This is a genomic window from Methylophaga sp. UBA1464, assembly GCF_002325665.1.
Classification (GTDB): Bacteria; Pseudomonadota; Gammaproteobacteria; order Nitrosococcales; family Methylophagaceae; genus Methylophaga.
This window is the reverse complement of record NZ_DCSO01000028.1, coordinates 815-2,320: the sequence shown is the minus strand read 5'-3', so window position 1 is coordinate 2,320 and position 1,506 is coordinate 815. Positions and strand designations below refer to the sequence as shown.

Annotated in this window: 3 protein-coding genes; 1 reads left to right on the top strand and 2 read right to left on the bottom strand. The window is 39.0% G+C overall.

The window, feature by feature from the left end:
• The coding region (locus tag B3O33_RS03145) for a DapH/DapD/GlmU-related protein (protein ID WP_292362902.1) at positions 1-231 on the top strand (231 nt) is incomplete at its 5' end.
• A 5-nt stretch (positions 232-236) separates the two neighbouring features.
• On the opposite strand, the gene B3O33_RS03140 is transcribed toward B3O33_RS03145, so the two are convergent.
• Entirely contained in the window at positions 237-677 is a 441-nt protein-coding gene (locus tag B3O33_RS03140; protein WP_292361362.1) for a hypothetical protein, read from the bottom strand.
• Entirely contained in the window at positions 659-1,228 is a 570-nt protein-coding gene (locus tag B3O33_RS03135; protein WP_292361361.1) for a Panacea domain-containing protein, read from the bottom strand. Before B3O33_RS03135 ends, B3O33_RS03140 begins: the two co-directional genes overlap by 19 nt.
• Between the last annotated feature and the right edge of the window lie 278 nt (positions 1,229-1,506).

Below are 1,506 nucleotides of genomic sequence, written 5' to 3'. Positions count from 1 at the left end.
TGTAATTATGATGGGGCGAATAAACATCGTACGGTGATTGGCGATCGGGTGTTTGTTGGTTCGGATACGCAGTTGGTTGCACCGGTTACTGTTGAGGATGGGGCTACTATTGGGGCTGGGTCTACTATTCGGAAGACGGCTCCTGCTGATGCGTTGACGTTGACTAAGTCGGAGCAGAAGACGGTTAAGGGGTGGCAGAGGCCGGTTAAAAATAAGCAGCCATTTAAGTAAAAATCTTATGCAGCGAGTTCGTCATTAACCCTCTCGAATGGTTGTTTGAAGGGAGATGGATGCTCAAGGCACACTTGCAAAATGTTATGTGCAACAACGCTAGGTTTACAGATAACTTGAGTGTGAATAATCCCGTCAGAAATATCACCTGGGTAATGTGGATCATTTCCGCTTCTATAAAACATATAACCAAAATGGTAGTGAAATAGATTGAGAGCTTTTGATTGCTGCATAAAAGCTTCTCTCATAGGCGAGTTTACAAATGGCATTTTCCAACTAGGTTTGTACTTACCTTGCAGGTCATGAGGTGGTCTATGGCCATTTTTGATTGGTAAAATGAAATTTTTGAATAATGTCTTTGAGACATTTTCATCCATGGACTTTAGCTCAATTAATGATTTTTTTGTGAAATTAACTAAATGCTGGGCTACTGAGCTTGAATCCATTTGTAAAACTCTTCTTCCGTTGATATGTCATCAGGTAATGAAATAAAAGTGGAATCAACACTATCAAGCACTGTTGATAATTGAGTATCTTGAATTTCACTAATTTGCTTGATAAAGAAATTGCGCATTTGATCATGACTAATTTCAGCGCCATCAACTTGCTCAGTTTCTTCATTATAGTGCTCTCTCCATGGTGCTTCTTGATGAGTTTGGTTTCGTAAAAACCAAGCTCCTTTGTTACCCCATTTATCAAGAACAAAATCAATAATATCTAAGACCATTTTAGGGAGAGATCCTAAGTCTACAGGTTGATAACTACCACCGGGAATGTAGGCGGAACCATAAATTTTATATGTGTGATAGAGGGAAGGAACCACGGGGCCATGATCCCACGCTTCAATTCTATCAATAAACATAGGCTCACCCGTCGCCGCTAAGTAATAGCCTTGGCAATAGTAAGCAAGTTTCTGTAATTTGAGATTCGAAACCGAAATATTTCGCTCTGAAGATTTCTGCAAGAGAGCAGAAGATATTGTAGTTGGGTTTAACATCCATTCTCCCCAAATGATGATTTATTCATCATACAGCCGGAAATTATACCGGAAATAATCTGAATTCAACAACTTATGTGCCTTTAAACATTCTGAGCATTAGTACATGTCTAAAAAATTGGACTTTATGATAAAGGCTCAAGTTCGTTCCTGACCTATTTATCCCTAAACTCAAATTCCACTACTAACTCCATAAAGCAAGCCCGATAGGTTAGATTGAGGAGCGAACCCCAACGTTAAATTTAATATCTCAAATCACATACATCGGTAACAGTTTA